The organism is Pelagibacterium lacus, assembly GCF_003345525.1.
Taxonomy (GTDB): Bacteria; Pseudomonadota; Alphaproteobacteria; order Rhizobiales; family Devosiaceae; genus Pelagibacterium; species Pelagibacterium lacus.
Map to the genome: position 1 here is coordinate 1 of NZ_QQNH01000031.1, position 24,204 is coordinate 24,204.

Sequence of the window (24,204 nt, forward strand, 5' to 3'; positions counted from 1 at the left end):
GCGGAACCATCGCCGAAATCCTCGTCAGACCCGGAGACCAGATCGACGCAAAAGACCTCCTCATAACAATCGGGTAGTTCGGCGGCTTCGCCGGCGGATCGCCTCGCTATAGCTGTTCGGCGCGGAGTTCGGCGGCGCTTTTGGGGGAGAGCAGCCCGGGGGCGACGTCGAAAACGGTGATGGCCCCATAGCGTCCCGCCGCGTTGAGGCGATGGACGGCACGGGCATAAGCCACCAGCACGCTGGAGGTGAATTCGGGATTGCTGTCGAGCCGCAGGCCGTATTCGATCACCTGGGTATTGTCGTCGGAGGTGTTGCCGCTGCGGATCACGAATCCGCCATGCACCATGGCGTGGTGATCGCGCGCCAGCTCTTCCGCCGTGACGAACTTGACCGTTGTGTCATAGGCGTCGAAATAATGCGGCATGGTGACGATGGCGTGGCGCACCTGGTCGGGGTCGGCGCCGTCCTCGAGCACGACGAAACATTCGCGCCGGTGTTTTTCGCGGGTGGAAAGCGTCGGGCGTGTGCCGCTGCGGACGCGATCCACGGCCTCCTTGACCGGGCGGGTATATTGCACCGCCCCGGCAACGCCGGGCACCTTCCTTACCGCATCGGAATGGCCCTGGCTCAGTCCGTCGCCCCAGAAGGTATAGGTCGCGCCATCGGGCAGCAGGGCTTCGCCGATGACGCGATTGATGGAAAAGAGGCCGGGGTCCCAGCCGGCCGAGACAAGGGCGGTCCGGCGTGCGGCGCGAGCCGGGGCATCTACGGCGGCGAAATATTCCGGGATGCGCGCATGGGTGTCGAAACTGTCGACGGTGTTGAACAGGGCGGCCAGCTCCGGCCCCTGGCGCGGCAGGTCCTCCTTGGAACCACCACACAGGATGAGCACGTCGATGCGGTCGCCATGGGTGGCGAGCCCATCCATGGCATGGACCGGGGTCGCCGGGTCGCGCGGCACAAGGCTTTCGGGCGGCCGGCGGGTATAGATGCCGGCCAGCCGCATATCGGGATTTCGTGCCACGGCGGCCTCGACGCCACGCCCGAGATTGCCATGGCCGGCGATGCCAATCCGGATCTGTTCAGTCATTGCGCGAAATCCCTCACTCGTTTGTCCTAGCGCGAGGGATAGCAGATGGCGCGGTGCGGGCAAGATGGTCTTGCTGCTGAGGGATGGTCGCCCGGCCTTTATTCCGCGGCGGGCGAGTCGATGACCCAGGTCACGCCGAACCGGTCCAGGGTCATGCCGAAGCCTTGCGACCAAGGTTGCGGCTCGAAGGCCATGAGCACCTCGCCGCCTTCGGACAGGGCCTCGAAGATGCGGCGGGCATCCGCGACACTGTCGGCGGAGACGGTGACGCTGTAGCCGCTGCGGCCGGAAAAATCCTGCATGTCCTGGCCCATCAGTGCCTGGTCGCCGATATCGATCCAGGCATGGATGATGCGGTCGAGGCGATCTTCAGGGACGCCTTCGGCCATTCCGGGCATGTCGCGATGGCTGAGCATGCCGCGAATTTCCCCGCCCAGAATCCGGGCATAAGTGGTGAACGCCTCGCGGCAATCTCCATCGAAATCGATATTGGCGACGACTTTCATGGTGTGCTCCTCCGTGTGCATGGAGGGCGACCCTAATCGCGTATTTCAACGAGAATGTGACTGCAATCGCGGGGGTCGCATCGCTTTTCGGCACTGGGCGGGGAGACGGAGAATGATTCTTTTGCCGCTGCCCAAAAGAGCACAGCTTTTCCTCAATCTCGATAAACCCAGTAGACAAAAACGCTATACTGGAACCGCTTGAGGGATGGATATCGACCATATCCCCAACGTCTGAAATACGACAAAAATCGTATTTTACAACAGTTTTCGAATGCTGCACGGTCTGGGTCGGAGAAGCGTTTCCCACTGGGCCGGGAGAGCCGGGGACGCGCAGGGAGGACATTGCAATATGCTGACAGCGCCCCTGCTTATCGGCGGCGAACTGGTTGGATCTTCATCCGGACAGGTGATGGAGAGCATCGCGCCCGTGACCGGGGACGTGCTGGGGCAAGCCCAGTGCGCCGCTCCCGACGATGTCGATGCGGCGGTGGCCGCGGCCCGTTCGGCCGGGCCGGCCTGGCAGGGGCTGGGCATGGATGGCCGCATCGCCGCGCTGCGGCGCGTGGCGGTCGAAATCCGCACCCGCGCCGAAGACATCGCTACCCTCGAAACCCACGATACGGGCAATCTCTATGCCCCTATGCTCGGCGATGCCCGCCGCGCCGCCGACCGCATAGACTATTATGCCGGATTCGGGCATGCGGTTCTGGGCAATACCTATCCGGCCACCACGGGACACCTGCATTTTTCGACCCGCGAGCCGTTCGGGGTCGTGGCCCGGATCGTCGCGTTCAACCATCCGTTCTATTTTCTCGCCTCGCGCATGGCCGCGCCGCTGGTGATGGGCAATACGGTGGTGCTCAAGACCCCCGACCAGGCGCCGCTTTCCGGCGGCATCCTCGCTGAAATCTGCCAGAAGCACCTGCCGGCCGGGGTGGTCAACATCATCCATGGCGAAGGGGCCGTGGCGGGGGACGCACTCGTCGTCCATCCCCAGGTCAAGCGCATAGGCTTCATCGGATCGGTGCCCACCGCGCAGCGGATCAGCGCGCGGGCGGCGGGGGCCGGCGTCAAGTTCGTGACCCATGAACTGGGCGGCAAGAACCTGATGGTCGTCCTGCCGGACGCCGATCCGGAAAAGGCGGCAAAGCTCGCCATCGAGGGCATGAACTTCCAGTGGCAGGGCCAGTCCTGCGGCTCGACCAGCGTGCTGTGCGTGCATGACGCGCTGTACGACGCCGTCGTGTCGCGGGTCCAAGAGCAGATCAGGGCCATACGGGTCGGCGATCCGTTCGATCCCCAAAGCGGCATGGGCCCGCTGATCAGCGCCGATCACCACAGGAAAGTGACGGCGGCGATCGAACGCGGCCGGGCCGAGGGGGCGACGCTTCTGGCCGGCGGCGGCCGCCCGGAGGGCGAGGGTTTTGCGCGGGGCTATTGGGTGGAGCCGACCCTTTTCGGCGATGTCGCGCCCCATGCCGCCCTGGCGCAGGACGAAATCTTTGGCCCCGTGCTCTCGGCGGTGCGTTGGTCGTCGGTCGAGGAGATCGTCGCCATGGACGACCGCTCACCGCTCGGGCTGACCGCCTCGGTGGTGGGGCGCGATATTGAGGCCACGCTGGCGCTCGGGCGCAGGCTCAATGTGGGCTACGTCTATATCAACTGCGTCGGGCCGCACTATGTGGGCGTGCCCTATGGCGGCATGAAGAACTCGGGCGTCGGGCGCGAAGAGGGGCTCGAGGAGATGCTCAGCTACACCGAGACCAAATCCTTCAACATCGCCGTACCGGCGCTCTAGCCGACAAGGAATAACGAGATGACAAAGCCATTTCCGAGCGAGCCATTGCGCTATCCCGTCCCGCAGAAGGGACATGCGGTCTATGGCTCCGACCTGATGGTCGACTTGCTGGCCGAGTTGGGCGCCGAATATGTGTTCATCAATCCCGGGTCGAGCTTTCGCGGGCTGCACGATTCCCTCGTCAACTATCACGGCAATGCCGGGCCGGAGATCGTCCTCGTCACCCATGAGATGATCGCGGTGGCCATGGCGCATGGCTATTGGAAGGCGACCGGCAAGCCGGCCGTGTGCATCCTGCACAATCTCGTCGGGCTGATGAGCGGGTCGATGGCGATCTTCAACGCCTTTTGCGATCAGGCGCCGATCCTGATCCTGGGCGGGAGCGGGCCGGCCGATCCCCGCCAGCGGCGCTTCATCGACTGGGCGCATTCGGCCAATACCCAGAGCGACCTGGTCCGGCCCTTCGTCAAGTGGACCGACGAGCCGGCCACCCTCGAAGCCTCGCTCGACGCCATATTGCGGGCCCGGCGCATAACCCTCACCGCTCCCCAGGGACCGGCCTATCTCTCGCTCGATGCGGGCCATCAGGAACAGGAGGCGGGGGAGATCGCGCGCCCCGATGCGGGGCTGCCGCGCTATCAGGCGCCGGCGCCGATCCACCCCGATCCCGAAGCCATCGCCAAGCTGGCCGATCTCATGCTGGCCAGCCGCAAGCCGCTGGTGATCGGCGGGCGCTTCGGCCTCGACGCGGAGATCACCGGACCGCTGGTCGAGCTGATCGAATTGACCGGTGCCGGCTATATGGACGACCGCGCCATCGTGTGCGTGCCCACGGGCCATCCCCAGAACATTTCCGGCGATCGCGGCTTCCGGTCGGATGCCGACCTGGTGGTTTGCTTCGACGTGCAGGACCTGACGGCCGCCACAGGCGGCTATGGCTCGCAGCGCAGCGGCATCATGGGGGCCGGAGCCGGGGTCGAGGGCGCCACCATCGTCGATATCTCGCTCAACGACTATTTCGGCAATTCGTGGACCCGCTTCGGCGGCCCCATCCCGCCGCTCGACCTGCAGATCACCGCCGATTCCAAGCTGGCGCTCCAGGCGCTGCTCAAAGCCCTCAAGGCCCGGGCCGGCTCCGCCGACGCGGAGCCGATTGCCGAAAGGCGCGCGGCGCTCAAGACCCGCAAGGAAGCGCTCGATGCAAAGCGCCGGGCGGTGCTGGAAAAACGCTGGGACGAAACTCCGATCGCGCTCGAACGGGTCACCCATGAGGTCCATGCGGCCCTGACGGGGAAGCCCTGGTCGCTGGTGGTCCGCAATCACCGCACCTGGGCCGAAGGTTATTGGCAGTTCGGTGGCGCGGGCGAGTATCTGGGCGGCGATGGCGGCGGCGGCGTCGGCTATGGGCCGGGCGCGGCGGCCGGCGCGGCGCTGGGGCTCAAGGGCAGTGGCAGGCTTCCTGTCGCCATGCTGGGCGATGGGGATTTCATGATGACCCCGGGCGCCGTCTGGTCGGCCTGCCATCATGGCGCCCCGCTTCTCATGATCCTGCTCAACAACACCTCATGGGGCAATGACGAGCTCCATCAACGGGAGATCGCGACCCATCGCGGGCGATCCTCTCAAACCGCCCATATCGGGCAGACGACGCGCGATCCCGAGGTCGACCTCCTCAAGGTCGCCTCCGGGTTCGGGGCCGCAACCTTCGGCCCGGTCAGCGACCCGGCGGAGCTGGCCGGCATTCTCGCCCAGGCCATCGCCCGGGTGGAAGCGGGCGAGGTCGCCGTCGTCGAAGTCATCACCGCACTCGAATAGGAGGAGCAATGACCCAAGCAAGCGAAACCCGGTTGAGCGCGCGCTGGCGCGGCATCTCGGGAAACGACCTGGCGGCGGGGCTGCTCTGTCTGGCCATCGCGGCCATAGCACTTTTCAACGTCACCAATCTGCGGTTCGGCACCGTGATGCGCATGGGGCCGGGCTTTACCCCCACCGTGCTGAGTTGGCTCCTGGCCGGGTTTGGCGTCGCCCTCATCGGGGTGGCGGTGGCGCGCGGCTCGGAACAGATGGAAGCCTGGAAGATCCGTCCCATGCTGGCCATCGGCGCCGCCATCCTGCTGTTCAGCATCGGCATGCAGCAGCTGGGCCTGTTCGCGACCACGGTGGTGACGACGCTGGTCGGGGGCCTGGCGGCCACGGATTCGCGCTGGCACGAGGTCGTCATTATGGCGCTGGTCCTGGGGGCCGCCTGCCATCTCCTGTTCATCGTCGGACTGGGCATGCCGCTGCGTGCCATGCCCGTATTTCTCTGAGGCGCGGCCATGGAATTCTTCGACCATCTGGCTCTGGGCGCGGAGGTCGCCCTGCAGCCGCACAACCTCTTCTTCTGCCTGATCGGAGCCCTCGTGGGCACGCTGATCGGTGTCCTGCCGGGCATCGGCCCGGTGGCGACGCTGTCGATCCTGTTGCCGCTCACCTTCCATCTCGAACCGACCAGCGCGCTGATTATGCTGGCCGGCATCTATTACGGGGCGCAATATGGCGGTTCGACCACAGCGATCCTGGTCAACTTGCCAGGGGAGGCCTCCTCGGTCATCACCTGTATCGACGGCTATGAGATGGCCAAGCAGGGCAGGGCGGGGGCGGCCCTGGCCATCGCCGCGCTGGGCTCGCTGTTCGCCGGTATCGTGGCCACCATCCTGCTGATGCTGTTCGCTCCGCCCCTCGCCTCGATTGCGCTGCAGTTCGGGCCGGCCGAATATTTCTCGCTGATGCTGCTCGGGCTCGCCACGGCGATCGTCCTGAGCCAGGGAAGCCTGCTGCGTGCCTTCGCCATGGTGTTGATGGGGCTGCTGCTGGGCACCATCGGCACCGACGCCACCACGGGGGCGCAGCGGCTCACCTTCGGGATGATCGAACTCTCGGACGGGATCGACTTCGTGCCGGTGGCGGTGGGGCTGTTCGCCATTCCGGAGATCATCCGCAACCTCGAATTTCCCGAGGCGCGCAGCGTCGTCAACACAAAGATCACCTCGATCCTGCCGACGCGGGAGGATCTGGCGCGGTCCTGGAAGGCGGTGCTGCGCGGCACAGGCATCGGCTCGCTTCTGGGCATCTTGCCCGGCAGCGGCGCGCTGATTTCGTCCTTTGCCGCCTATGTGGCTGAAAAGCGCTTCTCGAAAACCCCCGATCGCTTCGGCAAGGGGGCCATCGAGGGCGTGGCGGCGCCGGAAGCGGCCAACAATGCCAGCGCCCAGATGTCGTTCGTGCCGCTGCTCACCCTGGGCATTCCCGGCAGCGCCACGCTGGCGGTGATGGCCGGAGCGATGACTATGCAGGGCATCCGCCCCGGCCCTGAGGTGATGACCACGCGCCCGGACCTCTTCTGGGGGCTGATCGTCTCGATGTTCGTGGGCAATCTGATGCTGGTCATCATCAACCTGCCGCTCATCGGGATTTGGGTGTCGATGCTCAAGGTGCCCTACAGGCTGCTGTACCTCGTCATCCTCGTCATGTGCTGCGTGGGGGTATTCACGGTCAACAGCAGCCCGTTCGATCTCGTCCTTTTGTGCATCTTCAGCCTGCTCGGCATCGGGCTGCGCAAATGGAAGTTCGAAATGGCGCCGCTGATCCTCGCCTTCATCCTGGGCCCGCTGATCGAGGAGCATCTGCGCCGGGCCATGCTGATTTCGAACGGCGATCCCTCGGTGTTCGTCACCCGGCCCATATCGCTCGTCTTCCTGGTGCTGATCGTCGCCCTGATCGGTGCGGTCGCGCTGCCCCAGATCCGCAAACGCCGCGACGAAGCCGTCGCCGAATAAACGAGGGGATGGGCGAGCCACCCCTCGGTACAAACTCAAGGAGAACCATCACATGACCCTATCTGGAAAACTTTCCCTGGCCCTCATCCTGGGCAGCACGGCGCTGCTGCCCGCTGCCGCCATGGCGCAGGCCGACTGGCCCACGCAGCCGGTGCGGGTGATCGTCCCCTTCGGCGCGGGCGGGGCGGCCGATACCCTGGCAAGGCTGATCTCTGACGAGTTGAGCCGCACCTTCGGCCAGCAATTCGTGGTCGAGAACCTGACCGGCGCCGGCGGCGTCATCGCGCTTTCGCAACTGACCCAGGCGCGGCCTGATGGCTATACGCTGGGGGTGAACAATATTTCGACCACGGTCATCGCGCCGGCGATCAATCCCAACGTCACCTATGATCCGGAGACCGACTTCACCTATATCGCCATGCTGGGCGGCTCGCCCACCGTGTGGGTGGCCAATCCGTCGGTCGGCGTCGACTCGGTGGAAGGCTTGGTCGAATATGCCCAGGCCTCGTCCACCATTCCCGGCTATGGCTCGCCCGGGGCGGGCACGCTCTCCCACCTGATCGCGCTCAAATATTTCGATGATATCGGCCTTCCCATGGAGCACATCGCCTATGGCGGCGCCGGGGCGGCCTTCCTCGACGTGGTGGCGGGGCATATCCCGCTCGCCTCGGGCACGCTGTCGACCGCCAGCCCGTTCATCGACGCCGGCCAGGTCGTTCCCGTTGTCCTGAGCACCGAAGAGCGTGATCCCGCGCTGCCGGACGTTCCGACCTTTGCCGAACTCGGTCATCCCGAACTGACCTCGACCACCTGGTTCGGTTTCGTCGGCCCGGCCGATTTGCCCGAAGATATCGTGGAAAAGCTCAATACCGAGATCAACCGCATCCTCGATCTTCCCACGGTGCAGGAACGGCTCGAGCCCGAAGGGCTGGTCGGCGACCGGATGACCGCCGACGAATTCGCGCAGTATCAGGCCGATCAATATGCCCTTTGGGGCCCGATCGCCGCTGCCGCCGAAATCGAGCAGTAGGAAAGACGCGTGCCGGGCGGGGCTCTCCTGCCCGGTTCACAACAGGGGAGCGGGATGAGCGCATATAGCGACGGCCTTCATTTTATCGATGGCGAGTGGATGCCGGGGCAGGGCGAGTGGGTGGATTCCCTCGATCCGGCCAATGGCGAGCGCGTGGGGCGGTTCTCGGCGGGCGGCCTTGCGGAAGCCGAAGCGGCCATCGCCGCGGCCCGCCGGGCCTTCGCCCGCCCGCACTGGGCGCAGAACCCCCGGTTGCGCCAGCAGGTGCTGCTCGGCTGGGCCGACGCCCTCGAACGGGAAACCGAACCGCTGGCCCATCTCCTCACCCGGGAAAACGGCAAGGTGCTCGCCCAGTCGCGCGGCGAGATCGAACGGTCGGTCTCGGCCATCCGCTATTATGCGGGCCTGGCGCGCAATCTGGCCGGGCATGCGCTGGAGATCGCGCCGGGGGAATTCGCCACCATCCTCAAGGAACCGGTGGGGGTGGCCGGATTGATCATCCCCTGGAATGCGCCGGTCAACCTGCTGATCCGCTCGCTCGCCCCCGCACTGGCCGCCGGGTGCACGGCGGTCATCAAACCCGCGCCGCAGACCAGCCTCGTGACGGCTGCGGTGCTGCGAACGCTGACCGGGGTGGAGGGGCTGCCGAAAGGCGCCGTGAACCTCGTCCTCGAAACGGGCCACGCGGCGGCGCGCCATCTGGTGGCTGCGCCGGATGTGGACATGATCAGCTTCACCGGGTCCACCGCCGTCGGCTCGCAGATCATGGCCGATGCGGCGCCCACGCTCAAGAAACTGTCGCTCGAACTGGGCGGCAAATCGTGCTGCATCGTGTTCGACGACGCCGATATCGAGGATATCGCCCCCAAGCTGGTGGGCGCGGCCCTGGCCATTTCCGGCCAGCAATGCGTGGCCGCCCGGCGCATTCTGGTGCAGCGCTCGCACTTGCCGGCCATGAAGGCGGCGCTCAAGCGCGTGCTCGAAGCGATCAAGGTCGGGCCCGGCCTTGCCGACACGGCCCAGATGGGGCCGCTGATCGACCGCGCGGCGCAGAATGCCGTGCATGCGCGCATCGAACAGGCCAAGGCCGAGGCCGACGAGGTGGTGGTGTCCGGCGGCGTGCCGGGTGCCGAGGGGGCCTTCCTCACGCCCACCCTGGTGGCGCATGAAAACCGGCAATCCTTTTTCTGCCAGGAGGAAATCTTCGGGCCGCTCATCGTGTTGGAAGGCTTCGAGACCGAAGAGGACGCGGTGGTCCGGGCCAACGATACCGTATTCGGCCTTTCGGCCAGCGTCTGGACGCGGGACGGCGCCCGCGCCTGGCGTGTCGCGCGCGCCCTTGCCGATGGCATCGTCTGGATCAACGACCATGGGCGGCTCAACGCCGAGGCCGCGGCCGGCGGCTATCGCCGCAGCGGCATCGGCCGGCTCTACGGGGTCGAAGGCCTCGAGGATTTCCAGGAGGCCAAGCAGATTTTCCAGAGCGTCGGCGCGCTGGATATCTGACGGGCGGCATGACCGGGCGCACGGCACGAGTCTGCCCTGTCGACCATATGTGACGCATATAGAAGCGTATAAAATCAGTATTTTACGACGTTAAAAATATCCAATATCGCTGCTGAGAGGGTTCCCAGCCAAGCTGGACAACAAGAGGTAGAGTGATGGAAAAATCCACTCAGGTGATCATTGCCGGCGCTGGTGCCGGAGGACTTATCCTGGCGCTGAGCCTGCACCAGATCGGTGTTGACTGCCGGGTCTATGAGGCGGTGCCCGATATCCGCCCGATCGGCGCGGGCATCAATCTGCTGCCGCATGCGGTGCGCGAGCTCGACGAGCTCGACCTGGTTCCGGCGCTGGACAAGGTCGGTATTCGCACCAAGGACGCGTCCTATTTCACCCATCACGGGCAGCTGGTCTATACCGAGCCGGCCGGCGAGGCGGCGGGTTATCCCTGGCCGCAATTCTCGATCCATCGCGGCGACATGCAGTTCACCTTCCTCGATGCGGTTCGGGAGCGCCTGGGTCCTGACAGCGTCCAGACCGGCCATCGCCTGGTCAAGGTCGACCAGGACGAGGACGGGGTGACCGCCCATTTCGTCGATCCCGAGGGCAATGCCCTGCCGCCGGTGCGCGGCGGGATGCTGGTGGGGGCAGACGGCATCAAGTCGGCGCTGCGCAAGCAGTTCTATCCCGATGAGGGCGAGCCGATCTATTCGGGCCTCACCATCTGGCGCGGCGTTACCCCGTTCAAGCCATTCCTGTCGGGCGCCAACACCATCCGCATCGGCTGGATGTCGGTAGGCAAGCTGATGGTCTATCCGATCCGCAACAATATCGATGCCGAGGGCAACCAGCTCATGAACTGGGTGGCGACGCTGGAGCGGCCCAAGCCCGAATCCTATGACTGGAACCGTCACGCGTCGCTGGACGATTTCTTCGAGCCCTACAAGAACTGGCATTTCGACTGGCTCGACGTGCCCGCCCTGCTGCAGAAGACCGATCCCATCCTGATCTTCCCCATGGTCGACCGCGATCCGCTCAAGACCTGGACCTTCGGCCGGGCGACGCTTCTGGGCGATGCCGCCCATCCGATGTATCCGCGCGGTTCGAACGGGGCGGGCCAGGCCATTCTCGACGCGCGGTTCCTGGCCGGCTGCATCAAGCGCATGGGCGTCGGCGCCGAAGCGCTGCAGGCCTATGACAAGGAACGCGTGGCCGCCACCTCCAAGGTGGTGCTCATGAACCGCAAGAACCCGCCCGACGCCATTCTGCGCGAGGTGCACGAGCGGTCCGGCGGCCGGAAGTTCGACCATATCAACGACGTGATCTCGGTCGACGAGCTCAAGAGCATTTCGAGCAATTACAAGCAGGTCGCAGGGTTCGACATCGAGCAGCTCAAGGCGCGCCCGGCCTTCGTCTAATTGCCTGTTTCGTCCGGCGGAAGCGGCAGCATGCCCTTCCGCCGGAGGTTTTTCCAATTCCCAAGGAGAGAATGAAGTGAAGCTACCCGGCCTGATCGTTGCCCCGCTGACCCCCTTCGATGCCGATCTCAATGTCGATGACGCGGCGCTCAAGCGCTGCATCGACTATGTGATCGACGATTCGGCGATGATCATCGCGGCCGGCGTCGAGGCGCAGGAATATCAGTATCTCGATCTCGACCAGCGCATGGACCTGATGGCGCGGACCATCGATCTGGTCGACGGACGGGTGCCGGTCGCGGCCGGGGTTTCGCACGCATCGGTGAAAACGGTGGCAAAGCTGGCTGGTTTCGCCAAGGACCGGGGCGCGGAGGCCATCCAGGTGCTGGCACCGCTGCGCCCGTTCGGCGGCGTACCGACCGAGGCCGATCTCGTCACCTATTTCGAGGCGGTCGCCGCCGAAACCGACCTGCCTATCGTCCTCTATCTCAATGCCGGTCCGGGGGCCGACCCCAGCCCGGCGGCCACCATTGCGCTCTCCAAGATCAACAAGGTCGACTACATCAAGGAAAGCTCGCGCGACCTTTCCCGCGTCGGACGGCTGGTGGCCGAGATCGAGCTGGCCGGCCATGCCCGCTATTTCACCACCATGCAGATGCTGCTCGCGACCCTGCTGCTCGGCGGGTCGGGGATCACCCTGCCGCCTCCGGCCACGCGGCTCGCGCGCATGGTCATCGATGCGTTCGAGGCGGGGGATATTCTCGAAGCGGCGCGCCTTCAGCGCCAGTTCTCGCTGTGGCCGTCGCGGTGGATGAACCACGGCCTGCTGCCCACCATGAAGGCGTCGATGGATATTCTCGGCATCCCGGTCGGCGATCCCTATCCCCCCTTCAAGCCCATCACCGGCAAGGATCGCGACTCCTTGGCGGACTATCTCAAAACCACCGATCTGATGAAGGACTGACCCCATGCTCACCATATCGAGGCTTTCGCGCGAAGAGGCAGAGGTGCTCGTCGAAGGCGCCGTCGCCAAGTCCAACGCGATGAACATTCCCATGTGCATCGCGGTCTGCGACGAATCCGGGCATCTCATCGCCTTCGACCGCATGGATGGCGGCAAGGTCAGCTCGATCTCCATCGCCATCGACAAGGCCTTCACCGGCGCCGTGGCCCGCAAGGGCACCCATGTCTACAACCAGCTCTGCCAGCCGGGCCAGCCTACCTTCGGCATCCATGTCACCAATGGCGGGCATTTTTCCATCATCGGGGGCGGGCTGCCGGTCACCGTCGACGGCACCATCGTGGGCGGCGTCGGCATCAGCTCGGGAACGGCCATCGAAGATCAGGAAGTCGCCGAGGCGGCCGTGGCCTATTTCTACGAAAAGACCGGATATTCAGCATGAGCGCGGTTCTTTTCTCGGAGATGAAGCCGGCTCCCGAATGGGAGGATCGCTTCAACACCTGGTACGATACCGACCACATCCCGGTGCGCATGGTGCTCGAGGGGTTCGAGGGCGCCCAGCGCTATCGTTCGCTGGACAACGATAATTACCTCGTCGTCTACGACATGGACTCGCTCGCGGCGCTGACGACGCCGGGCTATGAGAAGGTCAAGACGGACCCGACCGACGAGACCAAGTGGATGCTGGCCCATGTCGAGAACTTCACCCGCTATCTCGGCACCGAGATCGGGCGGGAGGGCCGGATCGACGCCCAGGCGCTCGAAGCGCCCTATGTGTTCTGCGCCATGTTCAACGTCCCCGAGGACGCGACCGAGGCGTTCGATGCGTGGATGACCGAGGATCACATGCCGATCCTGCTCGGGAACAGGGACTGGCTGGGCGTGCGCCGGTTTTCGCTTTCGGTCGGCGAGCCGGTTCCCTATACCCGCCTTGCCATCCACTACCTCGCCTCGCTGGATGCGCTGTCCTCCTCCGAGCGCGAAGCGGCGCGGGGCACCGCGTGGCGCCAGCGCATGGCCGACGCCCATCCCTGGTTCTCCCAGGGCAGCTATGGCCGCTTCGAGCGGCTCGGACGGCGGTTTCCGGCGCAAAGCTGAGAGCGGCACTAAAGGGGGTGGTGGCTTGCGGAGCCGGCACCCCCTTCGACTTTGGCCGGATTGCCTGGCTGCGGCTTATCTGGTTTGGTTCCATCCGTTTATCGTTCCTTCCGCATTCCCGGCCCGCCCGCATGACCAGCTTTGAATTGACCATCATCGTCGCTTGCCTCGTGGCCGGCGGCATTCTCAAGGGCGCAACGGGGGCGGGGGCGCCGATCCTCGCGGTTCCGGCCATTTCCCTCATCGCCGATGTGCGCTTTGCGATCATCGTGGTGCTGGTCACCGGCATCGTCACCAATGTCTGGCAAGCCTGGATGTTTCGCGACCGGCTGCGGACCCTGCCTTTCATCGCGCCCTATCTCGTTGCGGCGGGACTGGGGATGGTGGTGGGCACCTATGGCCTGGCCTATCTTCCCATGGATGTCCTCACCCTTGCCTTGTGCGTGGCGCTCCTCGCCTATATCGGGCTGAGGCTGGCCCGCCCGGGCTGGTCGCTTTCGCTCGATAGCGGTCGCCGCCTTGCCGTGCCGGCCGGGATCACGGCGGGGGTCCTACAGGGCGCGTCCGGCCTTTCGGGGCCAGCCGCCCTCTCCTATCTGTCGGCCATGCGGCTGGGACGAGAAGGATTCGCCGGCACCATCTCGCTGCTGTTCGTGGTGCTCGGCCTCGTCCAACTGCCTTCGCTGGTCGCATTGGGGCTGATCGACGGCCAGGGGCTGTTGATCAGCTGCCTCGCCGTGCTGCCGGTGGCGCTGGGCATGGTGGCCGGCAATGCGGTGGGCAAGGTGATTTCCCCGGTGGTGTTCGACCGGATCGTCCTGGCGCTCCTCGCCGCCTTCATGGTCAAGCTGGTTTTCGACCTGCTGGTCTAGGCTCCGGTCCGGGTCTGGCGATCGGGTGGCCTTCGACCACCGCCTTGGCCATGGCGATGAAGCGCCGGGCCGCCTGCGCGTCGGCATATTGCCGGAAGGCCATGGTCAGGGGAACGCGGAAGCTGTCCTCGGGGCTGAGCGGGACGAAGGAGACGGCGGTGTTCCGGAACGAGGTCAGGGCGTTGGGCAATACCGTCACCCCGAACCCGCCGGCCACCATATGGATCGCCGAAAGGATGCGCGGGGTCTCGTCGGTCACTTTCGGCGCAAAGCCGCTGCGTGCGCAGGCCGCTTCGAGCTGGTCCCAGATCCCCGATGCATTGGGCTGGCGGAACCGCACGAAATTCTCGTCGGCGAGATCGACCAGCCGCACCGCCTCGGCATCGGCCAGCCGGTGGCCCAGCGGCAGGGCGACGCGCACATCCTCCATGTCGATGGTGATCGAGGTGAGGGCCGGGTGGCGCTCGATGGTCGAGCGCACGAAGACCACATCGAGGGCTTCCTGCTCCAGGGCCAGCAGCAGGTCGTGATTGGCGCCCTCCTGCACCTTCATGGTGACCAGCGGGTTGGCGACGCGATAGCGGCGGATGATTTCGAGCGTCCGGTCGTGGATCGAGGACGAGCTGGTCATGCCGATGCGCAGCGTTCCCTCCTTACCCAGGTCGAAATCGCGAACCCGCTGCACCGCGTCGGCCGCCATGGCCAGCACCTTGCGCGCTTCGATGAGGAACAGCTTGCCGGCGGCGTTGAGCTTAATGCTGCGCGGGCTGCGGGTGAAGAGCGAGACGCCCAACTCCTGCTCGAGGGCCTGGATCTGCTGGCTCAGGGGCGGCTGCTGGATTCCCAGGCGCCGGGCGGCACGGGTGATGTGCTCCTCCTCGGCCACGGCCACGAAATAGCGCAAATGCCGCAATTCCATCCCCGCTCTCCCTTTCCAATGTTTCCGATATCAAACAAGACTAAATTCGTATTTTACATACATTATGATTATGCTTTCTCTGCCTGTCGAGAGTGTCGGGACGATTGAGAGGAGAACCGCGTGACCGAGCGTGAGAATGAGGGGCAATTGTCGGCGGCGGACGTCATCATCCGGCAGCTATCCGCCCTCGGCATCGATTATTTCTTCGCCAATGGCGGAACGGATTTCCCGCCCATCGTGGAGGCCTATTCCCGGGCCGCGACCGAGGGCGCTACTGTTCCCAAGCCCCTGATCGTCACCCATGAAAACGCCGCCGTGGCCATGGCCCATGGGGTTTATCTGGCGACGGGCCGGCCGCAGGCGGTGATGGTGCATGTCAATGTGGGCACCGCAAATACCGTCAATGCCCTGCTCGATGCGGCGCGCGACAACGTTCCCGTTCTGCTGCTGGCCGGCCGGTCGCCCTATTCGGAGACCGGCCGGTTGGGCACCCGCTCCCAGCACATCCATTGGGCGCAGGAAATGTTCGACCAGGCGGGCCTGGTACGCGAAGCCACCAAATGGGAATATGAACTCCATATCCCCGAACAGGCGGCCGACGTTGTGACCCGCGCGCTCGAAGTGGCGACGGCGAGCCCGGCCGGTCCGGTCTACCTCACCCTGCCGCGCGACATTCTCGCTTTGCCGGCCGCCGACGCGCTCGACACGCCGCGCCGGGCCCGGGCCGCCAGCCCATCCCCCGACCTTGCTTCGCTCGAAGGCCTGGCCGAGCTGATCGCGGCGGCCGATCATCCGCTGATCGTCACCGCCAATGCGGGGCGCACACGCGAGGGCTTCGATGCCCTGTCGCGCTTTGCCGAGCGGTTCTCGGTGCCGGTGGTGAGCTTCCACCCGCGCTATGCGTGCCTTTCGACCGACCATCCGATGCATTTGGGCTTCCTTTCGGGGCCACAGGTGGCCAAGGCCGACCTGATCATCGTGCTCGAATGCGATGTGCCGTGGATTCCCTCTCTCGATACGCTGCGTCCCGATGCCAAGGTGGTCCATATCGGGGAGGACCCGTCCTTCGTCCGCTACCCCATGCGCAGCTTTCCCATGGATATGGCGATCAGGGCCACGCCGGCGGCGGCGCTCGACGCGCTGGCCGTGCTTCTCGACCGGCGCCCCGATATCGCTTCTGCTGCCATGCAGCGCCGCGAACGTCTCGCCGAACCCTGGGCAGCGCTGCGCCGGAACTGGGCGGCGATGGCGCGCATCGAAGACGAGACGATGACCGCGGACCATGTGAGCCGCGTGCTCGGCGAACTTCTGCCGCCCGAAGCGGTGGTGGTGAACGAGTACACCTTGCGTCCGCCGCAATTGCCGCGCAGCCTGCCGGGGACCTTTTTCGGCCTCAGCCCCTCGGGCGGGCTGGGTTGGGGGCTCGGCGCGGCGCTGGGCATCAAGCTCGCCCAGCCGGAAAAGCTGGTGGTCGCGACGCTGGGGGACGGAGCTTATATGTTCGCCAACCCGACCGCCTGCCACTGGACGGCGCAGATGTACGACCTGCCGGTCCTGAGCATCATCTTCAACAACCAGCTCTATGGCGCGGTGCGCAACTCGACCATGGCTATGTACAAGGACGGTGCCGCTGCCTCCATCGGCGGCACCATGCTGGCCGATCTGTCGCCGGCGCCCGATTTCGAAAAGCTCGTCGAGGCAAGCGGCGGCCATGGGCAGCGGGTCGAACGGGCCAGCGAGCTGCGCGCCGCGCTCGAAAAGGCCATCGAGGTGGTCACGGTCGAGCGGCGCCAGGCGCTGGTCAACGTGCTCATCGCCTAGCGATCCAGCTCCGGGGCATCGATGGCGAGGAAAGGGGGCGTAGGGGCCATGGCGGGGACCACATAGGCGGAAGCCGCCGCCTGTAGCTGATCAAGCAGGGCGGCATAGGGCCCGGCCCGCCGGTATTGCGACGGCACCAGGGCCACGATGCGCCGCGGCGGGGCCTGCACGCGATAGAGCCGGACGCCGCTGCTCGAATCCATGCTTCCGGCGATGGCCAGTGCCGGCGCGAGGCATATGCCCGAGCCGCCGCGGACCAGACGGATGGCGGTCTCGAAGCTGCGGCAATGGGCAATGGTGCGATGCTGGGGCAGGAGTTGGTCGAACCATTCGGCGACCCGCTGGGCCTGCTGGCTGCCGAAAACGAATTGCAGCGTCTGGTTGAGCAGGGTCCAATGCCCGGGGCTCAGCTCCCGTTCGGGATCGATAACGCCGTCGAGGGAAAGGGCTTCTGGCACCACCAGCACATAGGGGTCTTCCAGCAGCGGCACCTGCACGAAGCCGACCCCGGCCTGGGCCACCGAATTGGCCGCCAACAGGCCGATATTGATCCGCCGGCCATAGAGCAGTTCCAGAATATCGGTCGGGGCGCTTTCCTGGATATCGAAATCGAGCGCCGGAAAGAGTTCCTGCATGGCGCGCAGGGCCGGGGGCAGGAGGACGCGGAGCACCGAATTGACGCCGGCCAGCCGCAGGGTGAGCCGCTGGCCGCCGCTGAACTGGGCCAGCCCGTCCTCGACCTCGTTGAGGATGCGCAGGATCTGCTCAACCTTGGGCAGCAGATACTTCCCCGCCTCGGTCAATTCCATCTCGTTGGAGCGGCGGTGGAACAGCAAGGTGCCCACATTGGTCTCCAGCCGGCCCAGTTGCTGCGACAGCGAGGGTTGCGCCAGACCCAGCTGCTTGGCGGCATTGGTCAGGGTTTCCGACCGCGCCACCGCCCAGAAGATGCGCAATTGATGCAGCGTGGGGTCGGCTGCCCTTTGCGGCGCACGGGCGGCCCCTTCGGGAGATTTCCGGCCGCGCGTCCCGCTCCTCGCTTTGTCGTCCATATGGGTCCGCTTTTCTCCTCATGCAGCCGCCGGCCATTGGCTGCGACTATGAGGTCCATACATTGTTTCGCATCCAAGCGCGACACTATGCTGGGCGGTAAAAAAGGACCTCTCCATGACCGAGCTGGCGCCAGCCCATCGCACGGCCCCGACCCTTGCTTCGCCCCATTCCCCATCGCCCGTATCTTCGGCCGCCGTCCTGGCCGAGCGCGCCCGGACCCGCCGGCGCCGCGAGCAGGGCATGGTGCTGGGGTCGCAGGTCACCATCGCCCTATTGTTCCTGGTCGGCATGTACGCGCTCAATGCGACGGCGGGAAACCTCACCATGCCCAACCCCCTCGATGTGCTCGACAAGAGCATCATCATGTGGTCGGACGGCACCATACCGCGCGCGCTGGGGCAATCGCTGACCGTATTGGGGCTCGGCTTCCTGCTGGCGGCGGTGACCGGGATATCGCTGGGGATCCTGCTCGGGGGCTTCCGCTTCGTCGGGCGGGTGTTCGACCCGTTCGTCAATGCCATGAACTCCACCCCGGGCGCGGCCTTCATTCCCCTCATCATCGTGTGGTTCGGGCTCTATACCGAGGCCAAGGTCATCGTGGTGTGGAACGCCGCTGTATTTCCTATCCTCATCAACACGGCGGCCGGCATTTCCAGCGCCAACAAGGATCTGGTGGAAATGGCGCGCGCCTTCGGGGCCAGCCGCATGACCCTGTTCTGGAAGGTGATGGTGCCCGACGCCATGCCATCGATCCTCAGCGGGCTGCGCATCGGGGCGGCGATCTGCACGGTGGGCACGGTCATCGCCGAGCTCACCATGGCCCAGTCCGGGCTTGGCGGGCTGCTCATCGCTGCGGGCAACCGCTTCCAGATGGACCGCTATTTCGCGGTGGTCATCGTGCTCATGGCGCTGGGCACGCTGATCACGGCGCTGCTCCGCTATGCCGAACGGCGCCTGGCCCGCTGGCGCGTTTCATTGCAGGAGGGCCGCTGAGATGGCCGTCTCGCAAGCGCCGTTGATCTCGCTGCGCCAGGTGGGCAAATCGTTCAAGGACGGGAAGGTCCGGGCGCTGGAGAACATTTCCTTCGACGTACGCCCCGGCGAATTCGTCAGCCTCGTGGGGCCGAGCGGCTGCGGCAAGACCACGCTGCTGCGGCTGATCAACGGGCTGATCGAGGCGGATGAAGGCCAGGTGCGCGTGCTCGGCCAGCCGCCCGAGCCGGGGCCTGATCTCGCCATGGTGTTCCAGTCGGCCCGGCTGCTGCCCTGGCTCACCGTCGTCGGCAATATCGTCTTCGCCCTGGCCCTGCGCGGCATCGCCCGCGAGGATCGCACGCAGCGCGCCCTGGCGCTGCTGGGCGCGGTGGGGCTGCGCGAATTCGCCGATGCCTATCCCCATGAATTGTCGGGGGGCATGCAGCAACGGGTCGGGCTGGCGCGGGCTCTGGCAGTCGAACCCAAGGTCCTGCTGATGGACGAACCCTTCGCCGCCCTCGACGCCATGACGCGCGAAGTGCTGCGGGGCGAATTGTTGCGCATGTGGTCGCGGCGGCGCATGGCCATCGTGTTCGTCACCCACGATATCGACGAGGCGGTGCTGCTCTCCCAGCGCATCGTGCTGCTGCGGCCGCGGCCGGGACGGGTCGACGAGATCCTCGATGTCGAATTGCCCGAACCGCGCTGGCAGAACGATCCGCGCACGCTGCCGGCCTTCGCGGCCATGCGCAAGCATTTGTGGGATCGCATTCACGCCATGGTCGGGGACGGGGCCGAACTCGAGGAACTGGCGGGGGCGTTTCCCGATGTCGAGCCGCCGCAAGCGCAGGCGCGATAAGGATTTCCTATCACAAGGATAGACCTTTGCGCGCCGCTGCATGGATGGCTTTGCGGCAGGGGGCGGCTTAGCATTTCAGACTAGGATAGAGGGGTAGCACTGCATGACATCGCTCCGCGCCGGAATTTTGACGCCGATCGAGGCCACGCTCTGGGACTATGACCGCGCCGCCCATCTGCTGGAGCGGGCCGGGTTCGGGGGCACACCGGCCGAGATCGAGCGCCTGGCCGAGATAACGCCGCAGGACGCCGTCGCCTCGCTGGTCCAGTATGCCGATGCGGATGACAGCCATCTGCCCCCCTTCGAGGAATCAGGCTTCTGGGACCCGACCCTCAAGGATTTCCCGGTGAGCCGCCCGGCCATGACCAGCCTGGCAGAACGGACCGGCAGCGCCCTGGGGGTCGCGGTCAAGCCCGGCGGGGATCGCGTGCTGCAGCCGGTCACCAACCGGTTCTTCTACTGGCTGCGGGCGACGGTGCTGGAAACCCGTCGCATCGCCTTCTGGTGGCTGGACCGGATGGTGCGGACCAGCCGGCCGCTGGAAGAAAAGATGACGCTGTTCTGGCACGGCCATTTCGCCACCAGCGAGGAAAAGCTGCGCGACTATCGCAAGATCAAGCTGCAGCTCGACACCTTGCGGCGCGGCGCTACCGGCAATTTCGGCGATCTGCTGGTCGCGGTCGCCAAGGACCCGGCCATGCTGGTGTTTCTCGATGCGGCCCAGAACGTCAAGGGCGCGCCCAACGAGAATTTCGGCCGTGAGGTCATGGAATTGTTCACCATGGGCGTGGGCAATTACACCGAGGACGACATCCGCGAAGCCGCGCGGTCCTTCACCGGCTGGGGCAATGACGATCTGACCTTCGTCGTCGACCCGGAAAAGCACGATGCCGGCAGCAAGACCTTCCTGGGGCGTAGCGGGAATTTCACCGGCGAGGATATTCTGCGCATCATCCTCGAGCAGCCCCAGACCGCGATCTATATCGCCAGCAAGCTCTACCGCTTCTTCGTACGCGAGGAGATTTCGCCCCAGTTCGCGGAAGAACTTGGGGGCCTGCTGCGCGATCACGACTATGAGTTGGCGCCGTTCCTCACCACGATCTTTCTTTCCGAGGATTTCTACAGCGAGCCCTCGGTGGGGTCCCACATCAAGTCGCCCACCGAATTGCTGGTCTCGACCTATCGCAAGCTCGGGCTTGCGGTGACGCCGGGCATCCCGGACCCCTATTCGGTGAGCAAGACGCTGGGCCAGGTGCTGCTCTATCCGCCGACCGTCGCGGGTTGGAGTGAGGGGCGTGCCTGGATCACGCCGGGCCTGTTGTTCGAGCGGGCCAATTTCGCCCGCGCGGTCATGTTTCCCGACATGATCGAATTCCGCGACCCCAATCACGATCCGGGGGGCGAAGTGCGGCGCGTCAATCGCAACATCGCGGCGGGCATGGAGATCACTGCGGCGACGCTGGAGGAGGGGGCGGCGCCGAGTTCGGCGGCCGGCATCCAGGAGACCTTCAACACCCGCTATGCCAGCCTGATGGGCTATCAGGAGGCGCTGCGCAAGCTCAAGCCCATACCACGGGCCGCGGCCCGGTTCAGCCTGTCCGATATCGTCAGGGAGGCCGGCGCGCGGACGAGCGGCGAGGCGGTCGATGCGCTGCTGCGGCAGTTCCTGCGGGTGCCCCTGACGCCGCCGGCGCGCCTGGCGCTGATCGAGACGCTTACCGACCAATTGGGCACGGACGATCTGGCGCAGGCCGAAACCTATATGGAGCACGCGCTGCGGCTCGTAGCGCATCTGATCATGAGTTCACCCCAATACCAGCTCGCCTGAGCGAGCGGCAGCGGAGACGTGCAATGGCCAAATCACCCAAGCTAAGCGGCGCCGACCGGCGGGACCTGCTTCAGTCCGGCTTCGGCAGCATGGTGCTCGAAGGCGCCAGCGGCATCACCACATCCCCGGTCTGGTCGCGGGTCGCCGAGGCCCAGGCCGCCGCCAATGACCGCATCCTGGTGATCGTGGAGCTATCCGGTGGCAATGACGGGCTGAACACCGTGATCCCCTATGCCGACGACGCCTATTATGCGGCGCGCCCCCATCTGGGAATCCGCAAGGACAAGCTGCTCAAGATCGACGATCATTTCGGATTCCAGAAGTCCATGGAAGGCTTCGAGCGTCTTTACAAGGACGGGCTGATGGGGCTGGTGCACGGGGTCGGCTATGACCAGCCCTCCTTCTCGCACTTCTCCTCGATGGCCTTCTGGCAGACCGGGGTCCCCAATGGCGGCGAGGCCTATGGCTGGCTGGGCCGCATGGCCGATGCCATCGACCCGCTCGGCCATACTACCAATTTCCTGGTCAATATCGACGATCACCAGTCGCTGGCGGTGCGCGCCATGAACCATGTGCCGCTGGTGTTCGACAATCCCGACAATTTCACCCGGCGCATGTATCACGAGCAGCAGGATGCCTTCGGAGCCATCGACATGCGCGGCAATGGCAGCTCCAATCCGGCGCAGGACTTCCTGTTCGACATCGCGGCCAGCGCCAACAGCTCCGAGCAATTGGTGCGCGATGCGTGGAATTCCTACAGCACGCCGATCGATTACGGCCTGGCGCCGTTCGGGCTGGAGCGGGTCGCGGCGCTGATCGCCGCCGACTTTCCCACCAAGGTCTATTACGTGCCCTATCGCAACAACGCCTTCGACACCCATGTCTATCAGGCCGACCTGCATGCGCGGCTGTGGTCCTATACGTCCGACCACATCTCGGCCTTCGTGCGCGACATGGACCGGCTGGGCCGGGGCGATGACGTGGTGGTGATGGCGTTCAGCGAGTTTGGCCGCCGGGTGGCGGAGAACACCAGCCTGGGCACCGATCACGGCACGGCCGGTCCTGCCTTCATCATCGGCAAGGGGGTGGCAGGCGGCCAGTATGGCGCGGTGCCCAGCCTCACCGACCTCGATGACGGCAACCTCAAATACACCACCGATTATCGCCGCCTCTATTCCACGCTGATCAGCGGCTGGATGGGGCATGAGCATCCTTCAGCGGTGCTGCGCGACGAGTTCGCTCCCCTCTCCATCTTCGATCGCATGGCGTGATCGCCCTTTCCGGCCCAAAGGCCCAGTCCCGCAGGAGACTTTAATGCAGAGCAAGCTGAGAACCATGACGCGCATCGTCACGAGGACGTTGGGCGCCGCCATCATCGCGCTGATGGCCGCCGGGCCGGCCCTGGCCCAGCCCGAGGACGTGCTGGAAATCAAACTGGCGCTCGGTGTCATCGACGCCAATTTCAATCCGACCAATGCCTCGGTGTTCAAGCTCGCCGAGACCTTCGGCTTTTACGAAAAGCACGGCGTCAAGGTGACGATCATCGCGCTGGACGGCAGCCCGCAGGCTGTCGCGGCCCTGAACTCGGGTGCGGTCGACATCGCCGATATCACCATCGATTCGGTGGTGCGGCTGCGGGCCGAGAACGACCTCGCCATCCGCGGCATCGTCGGGGTCTCCATGGGCGGCAATTTCCTCATCGCCGCCAATTCCGAGATCGAAACCATCGAGGACTTGCGGGGCAAGGCCTATGCAATCGCCGACAATGGCAGCCTCGATCACGCCCTGACCCAGGTGGTCCTGCGCAGTCTCGGCGTGTCCGATACCGAGCTCAACTTCGTGGCGATCGGGGCGCCCGACGTACGGGTCCAGGCCCTCGCCGCAGGCCGGGTCGACGCGACCACCGTCTCCTTCGGCACCTATATGTCGGTGGCCGAGGTGCCGGGCCTGCATGTGCTGATGGAGACCGACGAGTTCTCCCGCCGCGGGCCGGCGCTGTCCAAATTCGTCGCCGCCCTCGAAAGCACGATCGAGACCAAGCGTGAAGCCTTGCAGCGCTTCACCAATGCGCTGATCGATACCTCGCGCGCCATGGAGGCCGATCCGGAGCGCTGGATCGCGGCCGCGATCGAGGCGCGTCCGGACCTGTCGCCGGAAAATATCCAGACCACCTCCAACATGATCGCGTCGCGTTGGTGCATCAATGGCTGCATGCCGGAAGAGGGGCTGGCCGCTTCCGTCGACTTCGTCTACGGCAATCCCGACTTTGCCGATGTCGCGGTCATCGACAGCGCCGACATCATCGATCTGAGCTTCACCGCTACGGCCATGGAGACGTTGGGCGTGGCCGGCGGTTCGGCGCTGGACGCCCGCTGACGGCTTGATTCCGGCGGGGGGAGGTCGACCATCGCTCCCGCCTATAAAACCCTTTTATAGGTCCATTGAAATTCTGTACTGGAGCAAGAGTCGGGGTTTCCATAACTAGGGTCCAAGCAGTCAATTGCACCGGCTTGGGCAAGCGGGAGAGGAAACGATGGACCTTGGACTTTCGGAAAAGACGGCTCTGGTGTTTGGCGCCGGCGGCGGGCTGGGCGGTGCGATCGCCCGCTCTCTGGCGGCGGAAGGGGCACGGGTCGCGGTGGCCGATATCAA

The 24,204-nt window shown here is 65.4% G+C and carries 21 protein-coding genes and 1 pseudogene; 18 read left to right on the forward strand and 4 right to left on the reverse strand.

Annotated elements, in window-relative coordinates; all coding sequences use genetic code 11:
• Nucleotides 1-106: 106 nt before the first annotated feature.
• Together DVH29_RS14445 and DVH29_RS14450 are read right to left on the reverse strand one after the other, a co-directional pair.
• Nucleotides 107-1,093 (reverse strand): diaminopimelate dehydrogenase, encoded by a 987-nt coding sequence (locus DVH29_RS14445; RefSeq protein ID WP_114646900.1) that lies wholly within the window; start codon nucleotides 1,091-1,093, stop codon nucleotides 107-109.
• Between the two features lie 98 nt (nucleotides 1,094-1,191).
• A complete protein-coding gene (locus tag DVH29_RS14450; protein WP_158541688.1) occupies nucleotides 1,192-1,599 on the reverse strand; it encodes a VOC family protein in 408 nt (135 codons plus the stop codon).
• A gap of 349 nt (nucleotides 1,600-1,948) precedes the next feature.
• On the opposite strand from DVH29_RS14450, the gene DVH29_RS14455 reads away from it, so the two are divergent.
• From DVH29_RS14455 to DVH29_RS14505, 11 genes are all read left to right on the forward strand, one after another.
• Nucleotides 1,949-3,397 (forward strand): aldehyde dehydrogenase family protein, encoded by a 1,449-nt coding sequence (locus tag DVH29_RS14455; RefSeq protein ID WP_114646902.1) that lies wholly within the window; start codon nucleotides 1,949-1,951, stop codon nucleotides 3,395-3,397.
• 18 nt (nucleotides 3,398-3,415) lie between these two features.
• The gene (locus DVH29_RS14460; RefSeq protein WP_114646903.1) at nucleotides 3,416-5,212 is read left to right on the forward strand and encodes a thiamine pyrophosphate-binding protein; all 1,797 of its coding nucleotides are present in this window, start codon (nucleotides 3,416-3,418) and stop codon (nucleotides 5,210-5,212) included.
• Nucleotides 5,213-5,220: 8 nt separating this feature from the next.
• The gene (locus DVH29_RS14465; protein WP_114646904.1) at nucleotides 5,221-5,706 is read left to right on the forward strand and encodes a tripartite tricarboxylate transporter TctB family protein; all 486 of its coding nucleotides are present in this window, start codon (nucleotides 5,221-5,223) and stop codon (nucleotides 5,704-5,706) included.
• 9 nt (nucleotides 5,707-5,715) lie between these two features.
• Nucleotides 5,716-7,215, forward strand: coding sequence for a tripartite tricarboxylate transporter permease (locus tag DVH29_RS14470; RefSeq protein ID WP_114646905.1), 1,500 nt, complete (start codon nucleotides 5,716-5,718; stop codon nucleotides 7,213-7,215).
• 52 nt (nucleotides 7,216-7,267) lie between these two features.
• Nucleotides 7,268-8,245 (forward strand): Bug family tripartite tricarboxylate transporter substrate binding protein, encoded by a 978-nt coding sequence (locus tag DVH29_RS14475; protein WP_114646906.1) that lies wholly within the window; start codon nucleotides 7,268-7,270, stop codon nucleotides 8,243-8,245.
• Nucleotides 8,246-8,299: 54 nt separating this feature from the next.
• The gene (locus DVH29_RS14480) at nucleotides 8,300-9,751 is read left to right on the forward strand and encodes an aldehyde dehydrogenase family protein (protein ID WP_199562603.1); all 1,452 of its coding nucleotides are present in this window, start codon (nucleotides 8,300-8,302) and stop codon (nucleotides 9,749-9,751) included.
• A gap of 155 nt (nucleotides 9,752-9,906) precedes the next feature.
• On the forward strand, nucleotides 9,907-11,166 hold the full coding sequence (locus DVH29_RS14485; protein ID WP_114646907.1) for a flavin-dependent oxidoreductase: 1,260 nt from the start codon (nucleotides 9,907-9,909) through the stop codon (nucleotides 11,164-11,166).
• 76 nt (nucleotides 11,167-11,242) lie between these two features.
• Nucleotides 11,243-12,130, forward strand: coding sequence for a dihydrodipicolinate synthase family protein (locus DVH29_RS14490; RefSeq protein WP_114646908.1), 888 nt, complete (start codon nucleotides 11,243-11,245; stop codon nucleotides 12,128-12,130).
• Nucleotides 12,131-12,134: 4 nt separating this feature from the next.
• Complete coding sequence (locus tag DVH29_RS14495; protein WP_114646909.1) at nucleotides 12,135-12,569, forward strand: GlcG/HbpS family heme-binding protein; 435 nt, start codon at nucleotides 12,135-12,137, stop codon at nucleotides 12,567-12,569.
• On the forward strand, nucleotides 12,566-13,225 hold the full coding sequence (locus tag DVH29_RS14500; protein ID WP_114646910.1) for a DUF4286 family protein: 660 nt from the start codon (nucleotides 12,566-12,568) through the stop codon (nucleotides 13,223-13,225). The genes DVH29_RS14495 and DVH29_RS14500 overlap by 4 nt, the downstream gene beginning before the upstream one ends.
• Before the next feature lie 131 nt (nucleotides 13,226-13,356).
• Nucleotides 13,357-14,097: a sulfite exporter TauE/SafE family protein gene (locus tag DVH29_RS14505; protein ID WP_114646911.1), complete on the forward strand. Its 741-nt coding sequence runs from the start codon at nucleotides 13,357-13,359 to the stop codon at nucleotides 14,095-14,097.
• On the opposite strand, the gene DVH29_RS14510 is transcribed toward DVH29_RS14505, so the two are convergent.
• Nucleotides 14,069-15,016, reverse strand: a complete 948-nt coding sequence (locus tag DVH29_RS14510) for a LysR substrate-binding domain-containing protein (protein ID WP_114646912.1) — start codon at nucleotides 15,014-15,016, stop codon at nucleotides 14,069-14,071. The genes DVH29_RS14505 and DVH29_RS14510 overlap by 29 nt on opposite strands.
• Before the next feature lie 120 nt (nucleotides 15,017-15,136).
• Here DVH29_RS14510 and DVH29_RS14515 point away from each other — a divergent pair, with 120 nt between their 5' ends.
• On the forward strand, nucleotides 15,137-16,837 hold the full coding sequence (locus DVH29_RS14515) for a thiamine pyrophosphate-requiring protein (RefSeq protein ID WP_114646913.1): 1,701 nt from the start codon (nucleotides 15,137-15,139) through the stop codon (nucleotides 16,835-16,837).
• On the opposite strand, the gene DVH29_RS14520 is transcribed toward DVH29_RS14515, so the two are convergent.
• Nucleotides 16,834-17,889, reverse strand: a complete 1,056-nt coding sequence (locus tag DVH29_RS14520; RefSeq protein WP_114646914.1) for a LysR family transcriptional regulator — start codon at nucleotides 17,887-17,889, stop codon at nucleotides 16,834-16,836. The two genes, DVH29_RS14515 and DVH29_RS14520, sit on opposite strands and share 4 nt — an antisense overlap.
• A gap of 115 nt (nucleotides 17,890-18,004) precedes the next feature.
• On the opposite strand from DVH29_RS14520, the gene DVH29_RS14525 reads away from it, so the two are divergent.
• The 6 genes and pseudogenes from DVH29_RS14525 to DVH29_RS16715 form a co-directional block, all read left to right on the forward strand.
• Nucleotides 18,005-18,883, forward strand: a complete 879-nt coding sequence (locus tag DVH29_RS14525; RefSeq protein ID WP_114646915.1) for an ABC transporter permease — start codon at nucleotides 18,005-18,007, stop codon at nucleotides 18,881-18,883.
• A 1-nt stretch (nucleotide 18,884) separates the two neighbouring features.
• Nucleotides 18,885-19,724, forward strand: a complete 840-nt coding sequence (locus tag DVH29_RS14530) for an ABC transporter ATP-binding protein (RefSeq protein WP_114646916.1) — start codon at nucleotides 18,885-18,887, stop codon at nucleotides 19,722-19,724.
• Between the two features lie 103 nt (nucleotides 19,725-19,827).
• On the forward strand, nucleotides 19,828-21,552 hold the full coding sequence (locus DVH29_RS14535; RefSeq protein ID WP_114646917.1) for a DUF1800 domain-containing protein: 1,725 nt from the start codon (nucleotides 19,828-19,830) through the stop codon (nucleotides 21,550-21,552).
• Between the two features lie 23 nt (nucleotides 21,553-21,575).
• Nucleotides 21,576-22,823, forward strand: a complete 1,248-nt coding sequence (locus DVH29_RS14540; protein ID WP_114646918.1) for a DUF1501 domain-containing protein — start codon at nucleotides 21,576-21,578, stop codon at nucleotides 22,821-22,823.
• A gap of 43 nt (nucleotides 22,824-22,866) precedes the next feature.
• The gene (locus DVH29_RS14545; RefSeq protein WP_199562604.1) at nucleotides 22,867-23,928 is read left to right on the forward strand and encodes an ABC transporter substrate-binding protein; all 1,062 of its coding nucleotides are present in this window, start codon (nucleotides 22,867-22,869) and stop codon (nucleotides 23,926-23,928) included.
• Between the two features lie 157 nt (nucleotides 23,929-24,085).
• Nucleotides 24,086-24,204 (forward strand): annotated as a pseudogene (locus tag DVH29_RS16715) (SDR family oxidoreductase); the annotation flags it as partial.